Below are 16,009 nucleotides of genomic sequence, written 5' to 3' on the forward strand. Positions count from 1 at the left end.
GGGATGGGGGCCTTCGCCGTATGTCCTGCTTTTGCTCAGACTGCGGCGGGCTGCGGGGTCTGGGCGGGGAGCTGGTCGGTGACTTCCTCGTCCGCGCGGGTGCGCAGGGCGAGGGGGACGCGCAGGGCGGCGATCCAGGTCAGTGCCGCGAGGAGCATGTGGAGGCCGACCATCAGCTCGGGGGCGTCGGTGAAGTACTGGATGAAGCCCAGGACGCCCTGGAGGAGCAGGACGGCGAGCAGTTCCTTGGTGCGGGACCGGGCCGCCTGGGGGGCCTTCACGGCGGCGAGGACGAAGATCACCGCGATGGCCAGGCCGACGGACACGAACGCGAAGTCCGCGTGGAACTGGGCGAGGCGGTCGTAGTCGATCGGGATGCGCGGGACGATCTTGTTGTCCTTGGGCGTGCCGGGGTGGTGGCCGGCGCCGGTCACCAGGGTGCCGGCCGCGACGAGCAGGCCGATCGCGGTGACCAGGACGTAGGACAGCTGGTGGACCGGGCGGGGCACCACGAGCTTCGGCGGGCCGTCGCCCTCCTTGGACCGCTCCCACATCAGCAGCGCGACCCAGACCAGGGCCATCGCGGCGATCATGTGCAGCGCCACGGTGTACGGGTTGAGGCCGGTCAGCACGGTGATGCCGCCGAGCACAGCGTTGCTCATCACCAGCCAGAACTGCGCCCAGCCGAGCCTGGTCATGCCGTGCCGCCACGGCCGGTGGCAGCGGGCGGCCAGGATGGCCCAGCCGACGGCGGCGCTCAGCACGTAGGTGAGCATCCGGTTGGTGAACTCGACGACGCCGTGGAAGCCCATCTCGGCGGTGGGCACGAGGCTCTCGTCGGTGCAGCGGGGCCAGGTCGTACAGCCGAGGCCGGAGGCGGTGAGGCGGACGGCGCCGCCGGTGACGACGATCACCACGCTCATCACCAGCGCGGCGAACGTGGCGCGCCGGACCATCTCGGCGGATGGCTGCCAGCGCTCGGCGAGCAGGGAGAAGGGGTTAGGCACGGGGTCAATCGTAGGCGGCCTTACAGGCGATCTTGGGGCGGGGCGCGGGCGGTGCGGCGGGCGGTGGGGCGGGACGGCGCGGGTGGTTCGGCCGAGTGGGGCGGAGCCGGTGGTCGGCGACACGCGGAGGGGCGACACGCGGACAAACCGGGGTGGTTCGGTCAAGGAGTGAATTGGTCTTGACCATTCACCCGTTTGGCCGAAAGAGTGCGGGTTGGTCCATACCTTTTCCGGGCCGCTCCCCCCACCCTTCCCGCACGCAAGCGGAGCCTGCACATGCGCATACCCATTTCCGCCGCCGCGCTCGCCGTCGGTGGCTCACTCGCACTGGCCGGGCTCGTCGCGCCGGCCGCCCAGGCCGTCGGCACCGACCAGGAGTGCCGCGGCCTCGGGGTCGCCAACCTCTACGGCGAGTTCATCGAGGGCGACGACACCCACACCCCGGACGCCGAGGGCGCGGTCGCGGTCGGCGGCAACGCCGACTTCACCGGCGGCTTCTCGGTCGGCCAGGAGCTCACCGCCGCCGAGGTCGACGCGCTGCCCGGCAAGAACGCCCTGGTGGTGGCCGGCAAGATCACCGGCCACAACACCCAGGTGATGAAGGGCAACGGCGTCTTCGGTGCCAAGGCCGACGGCGCCGTGGTCCAGGCCCACCAGGGCGCCGTCGCCCAGGGCTCCTCGCCGATCGACTTCAAGGCCGAGTTCGCCAAGCTGCGCGCCGCCGCCACCTCGCTGGCCGCCGTGCCGCAGACCGCCGGCGCCACCGTCCAGGCCGAGGGCGCCAAGCTGACGCTCACCGGCGGGGACGCGAAGTACAACAGCTTCACCGTCGACGCGGCGAAGCTGCAGGGCGCCAAGGACGTCTTCCTCAAGGTGCCGGCCGGCTCGGTGACGGTGGTCAACGTGACCGGCGGCTCGTACGACATGGCGGCGGCCGGGACCACCGGCTTCCACCTGTGGGACGAGGGCAAGAAGGCCTTCGTGCTGGACGACAAGCTGCAGAGCGCCGCGGGCGGGGCGATCCGGTCCAAGCTGCTCTGGAACTTCCCGACCGCCATCAAGGTGGTCAAGAACAGCCAGGCCGCGTGGGCCGGTACCGTGCTCGCCCCGAACGCCGCCTTCGACCTCGGCAGCGGCGGCCCGGTCAACGGCTCGGTGATCGCCGCCTCGCTGACCGGCAAGGGCGGCGCGGAGACGCACCACTACCCCTTCACCGGCTGCCTGCCCGGCACCGTCCCGACGCCGTCCGGCACGCCGACCCTCCCGCCGACCGGCCCGAGCGGCTCCCCGTCGGCCACGCCGAGCGCGTCGACCTCCCCGAGCGGCTCGGCGAGCCCGTCGGGCAGCCCGTCCGCCCCGACCAGCGGCAAGCCCAGCGCGAGCAGTTCGGCCAGTCCGTCGACCGGTGGCGCGACGGCCGCTCCGGCGGCCTCGGGCAGCCCGTCCGCCCAGCCGGACGCCGGCGGCAACCTGGCGCACACCGGCTCCGGCCCGGTGCTGCCGCTGGCCATCGGCGGCGCGGTGGTGATCGCGGCCGGCGGTGCGATCGTGGTGGCGGCCCGGCGCAAGGCGGCCCGGAAGGCCTGAGCCGTCGGGGCCGGAACGGCCCGGAGATTCGTCGGCTGACCGAATCGGAGCCCTCGGTGATTGAACCTGATCACCGGGGGCTCCGTTCTGTCTTGAAGATGACGTAGCCCATTCAGGTTTGCCGAATCCGCATTCTGCGAGGTCGCGGCTGTGATGGGCTGGTCATGCACATCAGAAGACGGACGGAAAGTCGATATCCGGTCGTACGGCGGGGTGTGGCGGGGTGCGGGAGTGCCGGTAGAGTCCCCCGGACAGTCGTAGCGGGCCACCGCGAACCACTCAACACGCCTGCTGCACAAGACCGTTCGGAGGGGAACATAGTAATGGCACGACAGCAGCGGCACTTCGCGATCGGCGCGACGGCGCTCGCCGGCACGGCTGCGGCCGGTTTTCTCCTGCCCCTGGCGCTGGCCACCAACGCCTCGGCGCACGTGCCGAGTTGGACGGTGACCTGCGACAAGATCGTGGTCGATCTGATCAACTACAGCCCCAAGGCCGACGTGAAGAACACCGTCAGCCTCACCATCGACGGCGAGAAGGTCCTGGACGCCAAGGCCTTCCCCGCGGAGTTCCACGGTTCCTTCCCGGTGAAGGACCACAACGCCCCGATCAAGGCGAACCTGGTGGTCACCACCACGGAGAACCCGAACGAGAAGGGCTGGAACATCAACGAGACCAAGACCATCGAGCCGTGCCACACGCCGACTCCGACCCCCACGCCCACTCCCACCAAGACGCCGACCCCGACGCCGACGCCGACCCCGACGCCGACCGTGAGCACCCCGCCGCCGGCCACCACGCCCCCGGCCAGCCCGAGCCCGTCGGTCACCCACACCCCGACCAAGACCCCGACCCCGGCGCCCGCCACCAGCGCTCCGGCGCTCGCCCAGACCGGTAGCAGCGACGCGACGCCGATGATCGCGGCGGCCGGCGGCGGCGTGCTGCTGGTCGGCGGCGCGCTCGTGCTGCTCGCCCGCAAGCGACGCGGCGGCAGCGAGAGCTGACGCCCGCAGGCGGAGAACGACGACGCCCCCCGGCCTGTCCAGGCCGGGGGGCGTCGTGCGTCGGGGGTGTCGCGCGTGGTCGCGGATCGCTCCCGGCGGATCACTTCCCGTGGGTCACCCGCAGCGGTTCACTCCCAGCGGAAGAAGCGGGCGGCGGCGGCCAGGGCCACCACGGCCCAGCCGGCCAGGATGCCGAGGTCCGACCACGGCACCCCGGCGCCGGACTGGAGCACCGACCGCAGGCCGTCCGAGAGCGCGGAGATCGGCAGCAGCTCCAGCACCGACCGCACGGCGTCGGGGAACCTGCTCAGCGGCACGATCACCCCGCCGGCGAGCAGCAGCAGGACGAACACCAGGTTGGCGCCGGCCAGGGTGGCCTCGGCCTTCAGGGTGCCGGCCATCAGCAGGCCGAGCCCGGAGAAGGCGGCGGTGCCGAGGACCAGCAGCGCGGCGACCGTCAGCGGGTTGCCGTGCGGGGACCAGCCGAGGGCCAGCGCGATCACCGACAGCAGCGCGACCTGCAGCGCCTCCGTCACCAGGACGCAGCCGGTCTTGGCGGTCAGCAGCGCCCAGCGCGGCAGCGGGCTGGCGCCGAGCCGCTTCAGCACGCCGTAGCGGCGCTCGAAGCCGGTGGCGATGGCCTGGCCGGTGAAGGCGGTGGACATCACGGCCAGCGCGAGCAGGCCGGGGGCCAGGAAGTCGACCCGCTTGCCGGGGCCCTCGACCGCGACGATGTCCACGGCGGAGAACAGCACCAGCAGCACGGTCGGGATGACCACGGTGAGCAGCAGCTGCTCACCGTTGCGCAGCAGCATCCGGGTCTCGAACGCGGTCTGCGCGAGCAGCATCCGGCCGACCGGCGCGGCGCCCGGCCTGGGGGAGTAGTCCGTGGTGCTCATGCGTCGACCCCGCTCCGTTCGGTGGGCGCCGCGCTCGACGCGCACCGCTCGATGGTTCGCTCGGTCACGGTCGGAGCTCCCGTCCGGTCAGGTCGAGGAAGACGTCCTCCAGGCTGCGGCGCTGGACGGACAGCCGTTCGGGCAGGATGCCGGAGGCCGCGCACCAGCCGGTGACGGTGGCCACCAGCTTCGGGTCGACGGGGGCCTCGACGCGGTAGCGGCCGGGGGCGGTCTCGACGGCGGTGGCGCCCCCGGGCAGCTCCTTGAGCAGCGGGCCGAGGTCGAGGCCGGGCGGGCCGTCGAAGTGCAGCGCGCTCTCGGCTCCGCCGCGGCACAGCTCCTCGGTGGTGCCGTCGGCGATGACCTTGCCGCGGTCGACGACGGCGACCCGGTCGGCGAGCTGCTCGGCCTCGTCCATGTGGTGGGTGGTGACGACCACGGTGACGCCGTCGCGGCGCAGGTCGCGCACCAGCTCCCAGGTGGCGCGGCGGGCCTGCGGGTCGAGGCCGGCGGTGGGCTCGTCCAGGAAGACCAGTTCGGGGCGGCCGACGACGGCCATCGCCAGGGCGAGCCGCTGCTGCTGGCCGCCGGAGAGCCGGCGGTAGGTGGTGCGGCCGCAGGAGCCGAGGCCGAGGCGTTCGACCAGGGCGTCGACGTCCAGCGGGTGGGCGTGCAGCTTGGCGGTGTGCCGCAGCATCTCGACGGCGCGCGCGCCCGCGTACACGCCGCCGGACTGCAGCATCACGCCGATCCGGGGTCGCAGTGCGGCGCTCTGGGTGACCGGGTCGAGGCCGAGGACGCGGACGGTGCCGGCGTCGGGGCGGCGGTAGCCCTCACAGGTCTCGATGGTGGTGGTCTTGCCGGCGCCGTTGGGGCCGAGGACGGCGGTGATCGCGCCGGCCGGGATGGTGAGGTCGAGGCCGTCCACCGCGAGCTTGTCGTCGTAGCGTTTGACCAGCCCGGCGATCTGGACCGCGGGTTCGGAGTGCATACCGGCGAGTGTAAGAGTGCCTGACGCGCGGGCCGTCCGGCGGGCCGATGATCGTTTTCCCAGGTCAGGTAAGGCTTACCTGCGTGACAGATGACACCGGTGAGGCCTGGGTCACGGCTTGTCCCGGCGGAAGGAATTACGCAACACTGGTGTTGTGAAAAACATGCGCGAGCACGCCCAGCAGCAGGAGGCCGAGTCGGCCTCCTCCTGCGACGTGCCCGTGACGGCGGCCGAGGTGCTGCTGGAGGGCCACCGGGCCACCCGGGACCGGGTCGCGCGGTCGATCCTGGACCACGGTCCGTCCTCCGCCGCCGACCTCGCCAACCGGCTCGGCCTCACCGCCGCGGCCGTCCGCCGCCACCTCGACGGGCTGGCCGCCACCGGCCTCGTGGAGTCCCGCGAACAGCGGGTCTACGGCAGCCGGGGCCGGGGCCGTCCGGCCAAGGTCTTCGCACTCACCGACGCCGGCCGGGACGCCTTCTACCAGGCCTACGACCAGCTCGCCGCCGACGCGCTGCGCTGGATCGCGGAGTCGGTGGGTGGCGGCAAGGCGGGCGAGGAGGCGGTCGCCGCCTTCGCCCGCGCCCGGTTCGGCAAGCAGGCCGAGAAGTACCTGGAGGCCCTGCGCCTGGCCGCCGCCGGAGAGCGCACCGAGGCGCTCGCCCAGGCGCTGAGCGCGGACGGGTACGCTGCGACGGTGCGGCGTGTCCCGTCGGCCGCGGCCAAGGCCCCGGCGGGCGCCCAGCTCTGCCAGCACCACTGCCCGGTCGCGCACATCGCCGAGCAGTTCCCGCAGCTCTGCGAGGCGGAGACCGAGGTCTTCTCCCAGCTCCTGGGCACCCATGTGCAACGGCTGGCCACGATCGCCCACGGCGACGGGGTCTGCACCACCTATGTGCCGGCATCCGGTGCCGCATCGTCGTCCGCCCTGGTGCCCTCGGGCCGCGGCTCCGATGCGCTGCCGACTGCCGGTACGTCCACCGAAGATTCTGCGTCCGCGCGTTAGGAAGCTCGCATGACTGACACCGTTTCGCACCCGGAGCTCGAGGGCCTGGGCACTTACGAGTACGGCTGGGCCGACCCGGACACCGCCGGTGCCGCGGCCAAGCGCGGGCTCAGCGAGGAGGTCGTCCGCGACATCTCCGCGAAGAAGAACGAGTCCGAGTGGATGCTCAACCTGCGTCTCAAGGGCCTGAAGCTGTTCGGCAAGAAGCCCATGCCGACCTGGGGCTCCGACCTCACCGGCATCGACTTCGACAACATCAAGTACTTCGTCCGCTCCACCGAGAAGCAGGCCGAGTCCTGGGAGGACCTGCCGGCGGACATCAAGGCGACCTACGACAAGCTCGGCATCCCGGAGGCGGAGAAGCAGCGCCTGGTCGCCGGCGTCGCCGCCCAGTACGAGTCCGAGGTCGTCTACCACCAGATCCGCGAGGACCTGGAGGAGCAGGGCGTCATCTTCCTGGACACCGACACCGCGCTGCGCGAGCACCCGGAGCTGTTCAAGGAGTACTTCGGCACGGTGATCCCGGCCGGCGACAACAAGTTCGCCGCGCTGAACACCGCGGTGTGGTCCGGCGGCTCGTTCATCTACGTGCCGAAGGGCGTGCACGTGGACATCCCGCTGCAGGCCTACTTCCGGATCAACACCGAGAACATGGGCCAGTTCGAGCGGACGCTGATCATCGTCGACGAGGACGCCTACGTCCACTACGTCGAGGGCTGCACCGCCCCGATCTACTCCTCCGACTCGCTGCACTCGGCGGTCGTGGAGATCATCGTCAAGAAGGGCGGCCGCTGCCGCTACACGACGATCCAGAACTGGTCGAACAACGTCTACAACCTGGTCACCAAGCGCGCCGTGGCGTACGAGGGCGCGACCATGGAGTGGGTCGACGGCAACATCGGCTCCAAGGTCACCATGAAGTACCCGGCCGTGTACCTGATGGGCGAGCACGCCAAGGGCGAGACCCTGTCGATCGCCTTCGCGGGCGAGGGCCAGCACCAGGACGCCGGCGCCAAGATGGTGCACATGGCGCCGAACACCTCCTCCAACATCGTCTCCAAGTCGGTGGCGCGCGGCGGCGGCCGGACCTCCTACCGCGGTCTGATCGAGATCGGCGAGGGCTCCAAGGGCGCCAAGTCCAACGTGCTGTGCGACGCGCTGCTGGTCGACACCGTCTCCCGCTCGGACACCTACCCGTACGTGGACGTCCGCGAGGACGACGTGTCCATGGGCCACGAGGCGACGGTCTCCAAGGTCAGCGAGGACCAGCTCTTCTACCTGATGAGCCGCGGCCTGACCGAGTTCGAGGCGATGGCGATGATCGTCCGCGGCTTCGTCGAGCCGATCGCGCGTGAGCTGCCGATGGAGTACGCGCTGGAACTCAACCGGCTGATCGAGCTGCAGATGGAGGGCTCGGTCGGCTGACCCCCGGCCGCCGCCGTCCACTCATTTCCGAGGAAGAGAGCACTACGAACAGCCATGGCTGAGCAGAACACCACCGGCTCCACCACCGCCGGGTCGATCGAGGTCGGCACCGCCGGCGCGGGCGCGCAGCTCGCCGGCCCCGGCACCGGCCGGACCACCGTCCAGCAGCCGATCGACGCGCGCGTCGCGGTCAAGCCGTCCTTCGACGTGAACGACTTCCCGGTGCCCACCGGCCGCGAGGAGGACTGGCGGTTCACCCCGCTGCACCGCCTCGCCGGCCTGCACGACGGCACCGCCGCGGCTGCCGAGCGCGGCGAGGACAAGGTCGAGTTCACGCTGCCGGACGGCGTCACCGCCGAGACCGTCGGCCGGGACGACGCCCGCCTGGGCAAGGCCGGCACGCCGGTCGACCGGGTCGCCGCGCAGGCGTTCAGCGCCTTCGAGCAGGCCCTGGTGGTCACCGTCCCGAAGGAAGCGGTGCTCACCGAGCCGGTCAAGATCGACGTGCGCGGCGAGGGCGGGGTCCGCTTCGCCCACGTGGTGATCGACGTCAAGCCGTTCGCCGAGGCCGTCGTGGTGCTCAACCACGCGGGCACCGGCACCCGGGCCGCCAACGTCGAGCTGCTGGTCGGCGAAGGCGCCAAGCTCACCTTCGTCTCCGTGCAGGACTGGGAGCGCGACGCCGTCCACGTCGCCCAGCACAACGCGCTGGTCGGCCGCGACGCCTCCTACAAGTCCGTGGTCGTCACCTTCGGCGGTGACCTGGTCCGCCTGCACCCGCGCGTCAACTACGCGGGCCCCGGCGGCGAGGCCGAGCTGTTCGGCCTCTACTTCGCCGACGCCGGCCAGCACCTGGAGCACCGCCTGGTCGTCGACCACGACACGCCGCACTGCCGGTCGAACGTGGCGTACAAGGGCGCGCTCCAGGGCCAGGACGCCCACGCGGTCTGGGTCGGCGACGTGCTGATCCGCGCCGCCGCGCTCGGCACCGACACCTACGAGCTCAACCGCAACCTGGTGCTCACCGACGGCGCCCGGGTCGACTCGATCCCGAACCTGGAGATCGAGACCGGCGAGATCGTCGGCGCCGGCCACGCCTCCGCGACCGGCCGCTTCGACGACGAGCAGCTGTTCTACCTGATGGCCCGCGGCATCCCGGCCGACGAGGCCCGCCGCCTGGTGGTGCGCGGCTTCTTCGCCGAACTGCTCCAGCAGATCGGCGTGGCCGAGGTCCAGGACCAGCTCATGGAGAAGATCGACGCCGAGCTGGAAGCGGCGGTCTGAGCCCGATGACCTTCCTCCGTGCCTGCGCGCTGAGCGACCTCCAGGAGGACGTTCCCAAGCGCGTGGACCTCAACGGCGTGCCGGTCTCCGTCGTCCGCACCGACGAGGGGGTGTTCGCGATCAACGACACCTGCTCGCACGCGAACGTCTCGCTCTCCGAGGGCGAGGTCGAGGACTGCATGATCGAGTGCTGGCTGCACGGCTCCAGCTTCGACCTGCGCACCGGCAAGCCCTCCGGCCTGCCCGCCACCAAGCCGGTCGCTGTCTACCCCGTAAAGATCGAAGGGGACGATGTGCTCGTCTCCGTCAACCAGGAGTCCTGAGTACACATGGCAACCCTTGAAATCCGCGACCTGCACGTCTCCGTGGACGCCGAGAACGGCCCGCGCGAGATCCTGAAGGGCGTGGACCTGACCGTCAAGCAGGGCGAGACCCACGCCATCATGGGCCCGAACGGCTCCGGCAAGTCCACCCTGGCCTACTCGCTGGCCGGTCACCCCAAGTACACCGTCACCGGCGGCTCGGTGCTGCTGGACGGCGAGGACGTCCTGGAGATGTCCGTCGACGAGCGCGCCAAGGCCGGCGTCTTCCTGGCCATGCAGTACCCGGTCGAGGTCCCCGGCGTCTCGGTCTCCAACTTCCTGCGCACCGCCGCCACCGCCGTCCGCGGCGAGGCCCCCAAGCTGCGGCTGTGGGTGAAGGAGGTCAAGGAGGCGATGGCCGCCCTCCAGATGGACCCGGCCTTCGCCGAGCGCAACGTCAACGAGGGCTTCTCCGGCGGCGAGAAGAAGCGCCACGAGATCCTCCAGCTGGAGCTGCTCAAGCCGAAGATCGCGATCCTCGACGAGACCGACTCCGGCCTGGACGTCGACGCGCTGCGGATCGTCTCCGAGGGCATCAACCGGGTCCGCTCGACCGGCGAGGTCGGCACCCTGCTGGTGACCCACTACACCCGCATCCTGCGGTACATCAAGCCCGACCACGTCCACGTCTTCGCGGGCGGCCGCATCGTCGAGTCCGGCGGCGCCGAGCTGGCCGACAAGCTGGAGAACGAGGGCTACGAGGCGTATGTGAAGGGGGGCGCGTCCGCGTGACGCATCCGTTCGCGGGACTGCTCGACACCGACGCGATCCGCAAGGACTTCCCGGTCCTCCAGCGGGTGCTGCACGACGAGAAGCCGCTCGTCTACCTGGACAACGCGGCCACCTCGCAGAAGCCGCGCCAGGTACTGGAAGCCCTGAACGCCTACTACGAGCGGCACAACGCCAACGTCCACCGCGGCGTGCACGTGCTCGCCGAGGAGGCCACGGCGCTGTACGAGGGCGCCCGGGACAAGGTCGCGGCGTTCGTCAACGCCCCGAGCCGCAACGAGGTGATCTTCACCAAGAACGCCTCGGAGTCGCTCAACCTCGTCGCCAACATGCTCGGTTGGGCCGACGAGCCGTACCGGGTGGACGCCGACTCCGAGATCGTCATCACGGAGATGGAGCATCACTCCAACATCGTCCCGTGGCAGCTGCTCTCGCAGCGCACCGGTGCGAAGCTCAAGTGGTTCGGGCTGACCGACGAAGGCCGGCTCGACCTGTCGAACATCGACGAGCTGATCACCGAGAAGACCAAGGTGGTCTCCTTCACCCTGGTCTCCAACCTGCTGGGCACGGTCAACCCGGTCGAGACGATCGTCCGCAAGGCCCAGTCGGTCGGCGCGCTGGTCGTCATCGACGCCTCGCAGGCCGCACCGCACATGGTGCTGGACGTACAGGCGCTGGAAGCCGACTTCGTCGCCTTCACCGGCCACAAGATGCTGGCCCCGACCGGCATCGGCGTGCTCTGGGGCCGGCACGAGCTGCTGGAGGACCTCCCGCCGTTCCTCGGCGGCGGCGAGATGATCGAGACCGTCACCATGGGCTCGTCCACCTACGCCCCGGCGCCGCACAAGTTCGAGGCCGGCACCCCGCCGATCGCCCAGGCGGTCGGACTCGGCGCGGCCATCGACTACCTCCAGGACATCGGCATGGAGAGGATCGCGGCGCACGAGCACGCGATCACCGAGTACGCCGTCGAGCGGCTGCTCGAGGTCCCGGACCTGCGGATCATCGGCCCGCGCACGGCCGTCGACCGCGGCGCCGCGATCTCCTTCACCCTCGGCGACATCCACCCGCACGACGTGGGCCAGGTGCTCGACGAGCAGGGCATCGCCGTGCGCGTCGGCCACCACTGCGCGCGGCCGGTCTGCCTGCGGTACGGAATTCCGGCGACCACGCGGGCGTCGTTCTACCTGTACTCGACGCCGGGCGAGGTCGACGCGCTGATCGACGGCCTGCACCACGTCCGGAACTTCTTCGGCTGACGGGACGGGGCAGGACGACCATGAAGCTCGACTCGATGTACCAGGACATCATCCTGGACCACTACCGCAACCCCCACGGCAAGGGTCTGCGGGACGGCGACGCCGAGGTGCACCACGTCAACCCGACGTGCGGCGACGAGATCACCCTGCGGGTGAAGCTCGACGGCGCCACCGTCACCGACGTCTCGTACGAGTCGCAGGGCTGCTCGATCAGCCAGGCGAGCGCCTCGGTGCTCAACGACCTGGTGGTCGGCAAGACCGTGGGCGAGGCGCAGGCGGTCCAGGAGGCGTTCCTGGAACTGATGCAGAGCAAGGGGCAGGGCGAGGGCGACGAGGAGGTGCTGGAGGACGCGGTCGCGTTCGCCGGCGTCTCCAAGTACCCGGCCCGGGTCAAGTGCGCCCTGCTCAGCTGGATGGCCTGGAAGGACGCCACCGCCCAGGCGCTCGCCCAGAACCCCGCCACGAACGACTGACCCCGCAGAGGAGGACAAGACCATGAGCGACGAAAGCACCACCACCACCACCGGCGCCGAGGCCCCCGCTGCGGAGCAGCAGACCGGCACCGTCATCGTCGGCACCACCGCCGGCACGGTCTCCGTCGAGGACCTGACCGAAGCCCTGATGGACGTCGTCGACCCCGAACTGGGCATCGACGTCGTCAACCTGGGCCTGATCTACGGCATCCACATCGACGAGTCCGACGTGGCCACCATCGACATGACGCTCACCTCGGCGGCCTGCCCGCTGACCGACGTCATCGAGGACCAGGCCAAGACCGCCACCGACGGCCTGGTCCAGGACCTGCGCATCAACTGGGTCTGGATGCCGCCGTGGGGCCCCGACAAGATCACCGACGACGGCCGCGACCAGCTGCGGGCGCTGGGCTTCAACGTCTGAGATCGTCTTCGGCTCAAGCTGCTGCCGCGCGACACCCTTGGGGTCGCGCGGCAGCGGTGTGCCGGGGGGCCTTCGCCTGGAGCGGGCCTGGCCGTGTGCCGCCCGGCCCGGCGGCACACGGTGCGTCCAGCAGCGTCCGGCCGGCTCGCACCGGCCTCAGCGGGCGATCAGCTTGCGGACCTCGTCGCTGACCTCGGGCAGCTCACCCGGGAGTGCCCACTGGTGCGCGTCGTGTTCGGCGAGGACGACCGGCCCGGTCCGCTCCACGGTGACGGCGAAGTTGAACTGGCGGGTGGTGCCGCCGCGGCTGTTCCGGTAGTCGAAGTGGCCGACGTAGCCGGTGATCCGGTCGATGGCCAGGCCGGTCTCCTCGGCGGTCTCCCTGTGCAGGGCGGCCAGGATGCTCTCCCCGGTCTCGACCGTTCCGGAGGGGATCTCCCACAGTCCGCCCAGGTAGTCGTCGGGGTTGCGCCGTACGAGCAGGACCCGGCCCTCGTGCTTGATCACGGCGGCCGCGACGAAGCCGGTGACGCCGGCGGCTTCGGCGTCGGCCGCCAGGCCGGCCACGAACTCGGGAGAGACGACAGTCACAGCAGCTCCTTGTGGTGGTCGCTGACCTTGACGGCCGCGCGGACGTACTGCTCGGCCAGTTCGAGATCCTGTTCACGATGCCAGACCGGGAGCTTGATCGTGTGAAGCGCAGCGCGAGGGTGCCGGTGTACCCGGCGACGACCTGGCGAGGCTGGTGGCCGGGTCGGTCGTGCCAAGGGCGGTTCACCATGCGGCGCTGATGGTGTGGCCCCGTCGGGGCCGGTGGGACAGCGTGTCTCAGACGGCGAGCTGTGCAGGCCGCCTGCCGGTCACCGCGGAGCGCAGGGCGGCCCGGACCCGGGCGGCGCCTGCGGCTGCCACCTCCGCCCCCTGGCCGACCGCGAGGGTTCGGGAGGCCAGGCCGGCGCACGGGCGGCAGATGCCCGGTCGGGGCACGGGGTCGTGGCACCTGGCGCACTCGGCGTACCGGGCCGGTGGCCGGGCGGTGGGCCGGGTGGGCGGCATCTTGTGCTCCAGGCGGTAGCGGAGCACGGCGGCCGCCGAGTGCATCGGGGTGGGCAGGCCCGGCAGCAGGGCGTGGGTGAGGTCGGCCGGCGTGCTGCCGCGAGCCAGCCACTGGGCCACCAGGGGCGCGAGTTCACGCGCTTCGGCCTCGCCCAGGCGCAGCCGGGGTTCGGGACGGATCACCCGGAACAGGGTGGCCACCGCTTCGCGGACCTCTTCGGTCCCGGAATCCTCCTCCTGTCCTTCCGGCGTGAGGTCATCGGCCGGACTCGCGGGGAGGGCGGGTTCTTGCTGCCGGTCCTTTACAACAGGGCTGCCAGCAGCACCGGTTGCCGCTCCACCGGGCGCCGGACGGGTGGCATCCGGTGCGCACCACGGTGTGTCGTACACGTGGGTCTCGGTGCGGATGGTGCCGTCCGGCATGCGGATCTTCTCGATCCGGTAGTAGCCGGCGTCAGTCAGCTCCTTCAGCGCCCTGCGGACGGCGCCGCGCCCCTGGGGGCTGGTGTCGGCCATGTGCCGGCCGTCCTCGCGCCAGCCGTCGGGGCGGGAGAGGAGGTCCGCGAGCAGGCCGCGGGCGGTGTAGGAGAGCCGTCGGTACTGGAGGACGGCGTTGGGCAGCACGGTGAAGTTGCGCACGGGGGCGCTACGATGGACGCGCATCGGGAGTTTGGGCTCCTGTTGCCGGACCCCGGGGTGTTGCGAGCACCGCCGGGGTCGCCTGTTTTCGATTGGATCACGGAGCGTATCACGGCAGTTGACGCTGCGTGAGGCCTTCGGGGTTGGCGGGTGGCTGCCGGCTTGCGGCTACCTGGTGGTCAGGAGACCCCCGCGTTCGACGGCCTCGCGCAGGACGGTGGCGAAGTCCTGAGGCAGGAGGTTGACCGCGTCGAGGGCTTCGGTGGTGAGGGGGATCTCCTCCAAGAGGTACTCGCCTCGGCCCTCCTGGCTGAACTCGGGGCCGGTGCGGTCCTCGAAGCTCCACTTGTCGACGGTGGCGAGGTAGAAGTCCTGGCGTTCGTCGTCGGTCTCGACGGTGTGGAGGAGGCGGACGAGCTCGGCTTCGCCCGCGATCTCCTCGCGGACCTCGCGCAGCAGGGCCTCCTCGGGGCCGGCGTCGGTCGGCTCGATCTTGCCGCCGACGATCACCCAGTACGGGTCGATGCCGGGGCGGATGCGCTTGATCAGCAGCATGGTGTCGTTCGGGGTGAGGAGGACGGCGCGGACGCGGTGCTGCATGGTGGTCTCTTCCTGTTCTCGATGGTCTCGGTGTTGTGGGGCGAGAGCCTGTCGGAGCTTAGGAAGGACGGCAGCGCGGTGTTGGCCAGGCGGTTAACGCCGGCCCGCGCGAACTCGGTGATTACCACGTTCGGTACGGCCGGCTCGACGCGTACTTCGACGAGTACCGGCTCGCCTCCGACCCCGCGCTCCTGCGTGACACCGCCACCGCCATGGCCGACCTCGTCCCCGACGACGCCCAGGTGCTCGTCGGCATCGAACTCGGCGGCGTCCCCCTCGTCGTGGCGCTGTCCGCCGCCACCGGCCTGCCCGCCGCCTTCGTGCGCCGCAAGCCCAAGGGCTACGGCTCGCGCCACCAGGTCGAGGGCCTTCCCATCGACGGCCGCCGCATCGTTCTGGTCGACGACGTGGTCCGCTCCGGCGGCCAACTGCTCCACATGGCACGCATCCTGCGGATGGTGGGCGGACCGGTCACCCACGCGCTGTGTGTCCTGGAGCGGCCGGACGCTGCTGGCCGAGCACCGTGTCACCCTGAACTCGCTGTTCACCGAGGCCGACCTGCCGTCACCCCGGGCGGGCGGTGCCGCGTGAAGCGGGCCGTGCTCTTCGACCTCGACGGCGTCCTCGTCGACAGCCGGGACGCCCAACTCGCCACCCTGGCAGGCTATGCGACCGTGGCCCTCGGCAAGCGGGTGACCGTCGCCGATCTCCCGCCCGCCGCCGCGACCACCCCACGCGAGTACGTCCTGTCCGACCTCGGACTGGACGGATCGATCAACGAGGAGGGCTGGGCCGCGGCGAGCGCCACGGCCACCCTGACCGCCGAGGTGTTCCCGTACGTCGCCGAGACCCTCGCCGCGCTCCGCGAGGCCGGAGTCGGCACCGGTGTCGTGACCCTGCGAAGCCGCGAACGGGTCAACTGGCTGCTGCCGCAGGACATCCTCGACCAGCTGGACACCGTCGTCTGCTACGAGGACGCTCAGCCCAAACCCGCCCCCGACGGCGTCCTGCTCGCCCTCGACCGGCTCGACGTTCCTCCGAGGGCGGGCATCTTCGTCGGCGACACCGAGACCGACATCCACGCCGCCCACGCCGCGGGTGTCACCGCCGTCGGCGCAGGCTGGGGCTTCGCCGGCCCCGAAGCCCTCACCCGGGCGGGAGCCCACCTCGTGATGCCCCGCGCCGACCACGCCGCCTTCGTCCTGCCCCTCCTGGTTGGCATCGGCCGTCAGGAGGACAACTCCAAGCGATCTTGACCCCGGAG

At 71.2% G+C, this 16,009-nt stretch carries 17 protein-coding genes; 11 read left to right on the forward strand and 6 right to left on the reverse strand.

Features of this window, described 5'->3' with window-relative positions; all coding sequences use genetic code 11:
* Positions 1-35 precede the first annotated feature (35 nt).
* A complete protein-coding gene (locus tag AB0E96_RS01590; RefSeq protein WP_359817260.1) occupies positions 36-956 on the reverse strand; it encodes a COX15/CtaA family protein in 921 nt (306 codons plus the stop codon).
* A 327-nt stretch (positions 957-1,283) separates the two neighbouring features.
* On the opposite strand from AB0E96_RS01590, the gene AB0E96_RS01595 reads away from it, so the two are divergent.
* Together AB0E96_RS01595 and AB0E96_RS01600 are read left to right on the forward strand one after the other, a co-directional pair.
* Positions 1,284-2,594 (forward strand): choice-of-anchor A family protein, encoded by a 1,311-nt coding sequence (locus AB0E96_RS01595; RefSeq protein ID WP_359817208.1) that lies wholly within the window; start codon positions 1,284-1,286, stop codon positions 2,592-2,594.
* A 323-nt stretch (positions 2,595-2,917) separates the two neighbouring features.
* Positions 2,918-3,598 carry an LAETG motif-containing sortase-dependent surface protein gene (locus AB0E96_RS01600; protein ID WP_359817210.1) on the forward strand — a complete coding sequence of 227 codons (681 nt, stop codon included), beginning with the start codon at positions 2,918-2,920 and terminating at the stop codon, positions 3,596-3,598.
* A 128-nt stretch (positions 3,599-3,726) separates the two neighbouring features.
* On the opposite strand, the gene AB0E96_RS01605 is transcribed toward AB0E96_RS01600, so the two are convergent.
* On the reverse strand, positions 3,727-4,497 hold the full coding sequence (locus AB0E96_RS01605) for an ABC transporter permease (RefSeq protein ID WP_359817212.1): 771 nt from the start codon (positions 4,495-4,497) through the stop codon (positions 3,727-3,729).
* Between the two features lie 64 nt (positions 4,498-4,561).
* On the reverse strand, positions 4,562-5,488 hold the full coding sequence (locus AB0E96_RS01610) for an ABC transporter ATP-binding protein (RefSeq protein WP_359817214.1): 927 nt from the start codon (positions 5,486-5,488) through the stop codon (positions 4,562-4,564).
* Positions 5,489-5,651: 163 nt separating this feature from the next.
* On the opposite strand from AB0E96_RS01610, the gene AB0E96_RS01615 reads away from it, so the two are divergent.
* The 8 genes from AB0E96_RS01615 to AB0E96_RS01650 are packed head-to-tail and all read left to right on the forward strand — an operon-like array spanning position 5,652 to position 12,450.
* On the forward strand, positions 5,652-6,494 hold the full coding sequence (locus AB0E96_RS01615; RefSeq protein ID WP_359817216.1) for a MarR family transcriptional regulator: 843 nt from the start codon (positions 5,652-5,654) through the stop codon (positions 6,492-6,494).
* 9 nt (positions 6,495-6,503) lie between these two features.
* A complete protein-coding gene (gene sufB, locus AB0E96_RS01620) occupies positions 6,504-7,919 on the forward strand; it encodes a Fe-S cluster assembly protein SufB (protein WP_359817218.1) in 1,416 nt (471 codons plus the stop codon).
* A 54-nt stretch (positions 7,920-7,973) separates the two neighbouring features.
* The gene (gene sufD, locus AB0E96_RS01625) at positions 7,974-9,203 is read left to right on the forward strand and encodes a Fe-S cluster assembly protein SufD (protein ID WP_359817220.1); all 1,230 of its coding nucleotides are present in this window, start codon (positions 7,974-7,976) and stop codon (positions 9,201-9,203) included.
* Positions 9,204-9,208: 5 nt separating this feature from the next.
* Positions 9,209-9,526 (forward strand): bifunctional 3-phenylpropionate/cinnamic acid dioxygenase ferredoxin subunit, encoded by a 318-nt coding sequence (locus AB0E96_RS01630; RefSeq protein ID WP_063349526.1) that lies wholly within the window; start codon positions 9,209-9,211, stop codon positions 9,524-9,526.
* Between the two features lie 6 nt (positions 9,527-9,532).
* Positions 9,533-10,297 (forward strand): Fe-S cluster assembly ATPase SufC, encoded by a 765-nt coding sequence (gene sufC, locus AB0E96_RS01635; protein ID WP_359817222.1) that lies wholly within the window; start codon positions 9,533-9,535, stop codon positions 10,295-10,297.
* Positions 10,294-11,553, forward strand: coding sequence for a cysteine desulfurase (locus tag AB0E96_RS01640; protein ID WP_359817224.1), 1,260 nt, complete (start codon positions 10,294-10,296; stop codon positions 11,551-11,553). The genes sufC and AB0E96_RS01640 overlap by 4 nt, the downstream gene beginning before the upstream one ends.
* Positions 11,554-11,573: 20 nt before the next feature.
* Complete coding sequence (sufU, locus tag AB0E96_RS01645; RefSeq protein WP_359817226.1) at positions 11,574-12,026, forward strand: Fe-S cluster assembly sulfur transfer protein SufU; 453 nt, start codon at positions 11,574-11,576, stop codon at positions 12,024-12,026.
* A gap of 22 nt (positions 12,027-12,048) precedes the next feature.
* On the forward strand, positions 12,049-12,450 hold the full coding sequence (locus AB0E96_RS01650) for a metal-sulfur cluster assembly factor (RefSeq protein WP_359817228.1): 402 nt from the start codon (positions 12,049-12,051) through the stop codon (positions 12,448-12,450).
* A gap of 156 nt (positions 12,451-12,606) precedes the next feature.
* On the opposite strand, the gene AB0E96_RS01655 is transcribed toward AB0E96_RS01650, so the two are convergent.
* The 3 genes from AB0E96_RS01655 to AB0E96_RS01665 form a co-directional block, all read right to left on the reverse strand.
* Positions 12,607-13,041, reverse strand: coding sequence for an NUDIX domain-containing protein (locus AB0E96_RS01655; RefSeq protein ID WP_359817230.1), 435 nt, complete (start codon positions 13,039-13,041; stop codon positions 12,607-12,609).
* 237 nt (positions 13,042-13,278) lie between these two features.
* Complete coding sequence (locus tag AB0E96_RS01660; RefSeq protein WP_359817232.1) at positions 13,279-14,169, reverse strand: hypothetical protein; 891 nt, start codon at positions 14,167-14,169, stop codon at positions 13,279-13,281.
* 144 nt (positions 14,170-14,313) lie between these two features.
* Complete coding sequence (locus AB0E96_RS01665; RefSeq protein ID WP_359817234.1) at positions 14,314-14,745, reverse strand: NUDIX domain-containing protein; 432 nt, start codon at positions 14,743-14,745, stop codon at positions 14,314-14,316.
* Between the two features lie 212 nt (positions 14,746-14,957).
* Here AB0E96_RS01665 and AB0E96_RS01670 point away from each other — a divergent pair, with 212 nt between their 5' ends.
* On the forward strand, positions 14,958-16,001 hold the full coding sequence (locus AB0E96_RS01670) for an HAD-IA family hydrolase (RefSeq protein ID WP_359817236.1): 1,044 nt from the start codon (positions 14,958-14,960) through the stop codon (positions 15,999-16,001).
* Positions 16,002-16,009: the final 8 nt, after the last annotated feature.

This window comes from Kitasatospora sp. NPDC036755 (assembly GCF_040636595.1).
Lineage (GTDB): Bacteria > Actinomycetota > Actinomycetes > Streptomycetales > Streptomycetaceae > Kitasatospora.